This is a genomic window from Mesorhizobium sp. M7A.F.Ca.CA.002.09.1.1, from assembly GCF_003998555.1.
Taxonomy (GTDB): Bacteria; Pseudomonadota; Alphaproteobacteria; order Rhizobiales; family Rhizobiaceae; genus Mesorhizobium; species Mesorhizobium ciceri.
Window position 1 is genome coordinate 1 of record NZ_RZRR01000678.1, and the last position, 3,163, is coordinate 3,163.

General features: G+C 64.0%; 3 protein-coding genes. 2 read left to right on the forward strand and 1 reads right to left on the reverse strand.

From position 1 onward, the window contains the following. Positions 1 to 588: FAD-dependent oxidoreductase (locus EN994_RS24340; protein ID WP_206530487.1), on the forward strand; the 588-nt coding region annotated here is incomplete at its 5' end. 210 nt (positions 589 to 798) lie between these two features. Further along, positions 799 to 1,209, forward strand: a complete 411-nt coding sequence (locus EN994_RS24345; protein WP_013529299.1) for a hypothetical protein — start codon at positions 799 to 801, stop codon at positions 1,207 to 1,209. 114 nt (positions 1,210 to 1,323) lie between these two features. Here EN994_RS24345 and EN994_RS24350 read toward each other — a convergent pair. Then, the coding region (locus EN994_RS24350) for an ATP-binding protein (protein WP_127307860.1) at positions 1,324 to 3,163 on the reverse strand (1,840 nt) is incomplete at its 5' end.

Below are 3,163 nucleotides of genomic sequence, written 5' to 3' on the forward strand. Positions count from 1 at the left end.
GTTCTGGTTGCCGTCCCGCCGGCGAAGGTGACGGAGCTCGCCTTTGCCCCCGCTTTGCCGGCCGGACTGGGGCGGGCACTCGGCGCCTGGGAAAGCGGCGCGGCTATCAAGATCCTGGTGCGCTATGCCAAACCGTTTTGGCGGGCGCGGGATTTGAGCGGCATGGTGATGTGGCTCGAGCCGCCGGGGCTGTTTGCCTGCGACGCCGGCAAGGATGCGGAGCATGCGGCGCTCGTCGTGTTCGCCGGCGGCTCGCTCGCGCTGCGTTGGCGCGACCTCGGCGAGGCGGAACTGCGTGCGGAGGTGACCGGCCGGCTGGAGGCAGCCCTTGGTCCGGATGCCGGTGACGTCATCGATTTCAGTTTGCGTGACTGGACAGGAGATCGCTGGAGCGGCGGCGCGTACAGCGATCTTATTGTCGATGTTACAGCGACAGACGCCGAGCGAACGATCCTTGCCGGCGCACCGCCGGTGTATCTCGCCTCTTCAGAACTCTCGCCATCGTTTCCGGGGTATGTCGAGGGCGCCATCATTGCCGGGCGCATCGCCGCGCACAAGATCATTGCCGAGCTTCAAGCTCCGGGCTGAGCCTGATCTTTTCGAAAGACTGTTCGGTAAGATCGGTCAAGTTGCGCCTCGAGCCTCGGCGCCGTCGAAGCCATGCCCGATTTTGCCCGACTTCGCCCGAAATGCTGTTTCGAATTCGTTACAGTGCCAATCCTTCGCCACCCCATCACCGTTACAAAGCGCGGATAAGTTCATTTCACCGCCAAAAGAAACTCAGCGAAGGGGAAGGTAATGCATGCAAAAATCCAGACGATCCGCGGCGAGAGCCGCCTTCAGGCTCCAGAGCGCAATGACCGCCGTCCGAAACTGGCGCTGCGCCAGCGGGCCAGCGACCACCCCATGGCGATGTTCATGGTGCTGGCTGCTTGCGCCTTCGTCGGCATGGCGTTCACGCCGACAATCGGGCCGGCCTTCGCTTCGTTGAATCCGCCGGCCAATCTCATCGACGGCGCGCAGACGACGACCAGGACCGCGCGTCTGCCGGTGCCGTTGACCGACTTCGCCTGCAAGGGCCAGGCCTGGGGTGCCGAGAGCATGGATTGCCTGCGCGCCATCGCCGAACAGTCCGGAACACACAAAAGCCGGGCGATCCGCATGATCGCCAATGCCGCGCCGTTGACCGGCACGCCGAATATTTTCTGATTTCCGTCGAAGCATGGTCCCGAAAACCGTTCCCGTTTTGTGGATCATGCTCTGACCTCCCCGAGCGCCCTCCAGTGCGCTCCTTTTGGCTCCCGCCCCCGGGAGCCTCTTTTTTTATCCTTTCAAGGCCGCCTGTTCGGCGATGGCGGAGAGCACGCTGCGCACATCCAGCGTGCTGAACGGCTTTTCCAGAATCTGCGGTCGCTGGTGCGCCGGCAAGGCTTCGATTTCGGCTTTGGCACCGATCAGGTCTCCGGTGACCAGCACGAAACGCCGCGCCAAATCGGGCTTTTCGGCGAGCAGCTCACGATAGATCGATATGCCGCTGACGCCGGGCATGCGCAGGTCCGAAAAAACGATGTCCGGCGGCATGTGGCCGCTCAAGGTGGCGGCGGCCGATTCCCAGACCGGCACGATCCGCGACTTGATGCCCATCAGTTCGAGGATGTCGGAGAGTGACCCGGCGACATCCGGCTCGTCGTCGATGATCAAGGCATGGCGCAGGCCGCTCGATCGCGGCTGGTTGTCGCCGGCGGTGGCGAGGCCGGCCACGATGGCCGGCAGCTGGACGACGAAACGCGCGCCTCTCGGGAGCACTTCCTCGAACCAGACATTGCCATTGTGCCGCTCGATGATCGATTTCGAGATCGACAGGCCGATGCCGGTGCCGACGCCGACCGGCTTGGTGGTGAAATAGGATTCGAAGATGCGGCCGCGGATCGCTTCCGGCACGCCGGGCCCATTGTCCTCGACCGAGAAGCAGGGATGATCCCGGTCGCTGCGGAACGTCCGCACCTTGATCAGCCGGTCGCCGGCAATGCCAGCCAAAGCGTGCTGGCTGTTGATGAGGAAATTGGCCGCCACCTGCGTCACATGGTCGGCGTCGGCCATGGCCAGCAGCGGGCCTGCGGCGAAATCGGTGTCGATGATGATGCCGCTTGAGCGCGCGCCATAGGCGGTCACTTCAAGTGCCGCCCGGATCACCTGGTTGAGGTCGGTCTCGGCTTGTGCCGCGGGATGGAGGCGGACCATCGACAGGAAGCTCTTGACGATGCGGCCGCAGCGCTCGGCGGCCGCGCGGACCTTTTCGGCGCGCACCTTGGTTTGCGGATCGGAGGCGAATTCGTGCAGCAGCGTCGATTGCGCCACAACCACGGCCAGCGGGTTGTTGAGCTCGTGCGACACACCGGCCAGCAACGAACCCATCGCCGCCATCTTCTCGTTCTGGTGCAGCTTCTCGCGTTGCCGGCCGATTTCCTCCTCGGCGCGCAATTTGTCGCGCAGGTCGCGGATGGAGCCGAAGATCAGGCGGCGGTCGGCAACCCGCATCTCGGTGGCCGTCAGCTCGATCGGGAACACTTCGCCGGCGGCATTCTGGGTCACCGTCTCGAGCCGCTGGCCGACCATCGGCGCGCCGCGGCCGGACATGTATTCGGCTCCTGAGGCATAGCCCTTGCGGTAGTAGATCGGCACGATCGTATCGAGCAGGTCCTTGCCGAGGATGTCGCTGCGCTGGAAGCCGAACATCTTCTCGGCGGCCGGATTGAATTCGATGATCGAGCCGGTCTCGTCGATGACGACAATGGCGTCGAGCGAGGCCTGCAGCATGGTGCGGCGAATGACCTCGCTGGCGTGGGCGTCGGAGGGCGAGCGCTCTATGGCGTCGCCGATGGCCAGCGCGATGATGTGCAGCGTCGCCTCTTCCTCGTCGGTCCATGCACGCTCGTTGATGCAGTCATTGACCGCCAGCGTGCCCCAGAGATGGCCGTGCGCGAAGACCGAGACCGAGAGGAACGATTTGATGTTCTGCTTCTCGAAATCGGTCCTCAGGAAGCCTTCGAGGTCGCGCGTATGACCGGCGAAGATCTTGCCTTGCCTCTCGTCCTCGGCAAGCCGCTCCAGCAGCGGGCCGGAATTGACGATCGATTGCATGATGACGGTCGGTGACGCCAGT

Bases quoted from the DNA above. Each gene is read 5' to 3' on its own strand.
- EN994_RS24345 (WP_013529299.1), top strand. From the start codon at position 799: ATGCATGCAAAAATCCAGACGATCCGCGGCGAGAGCCGCCTTCAGGCT.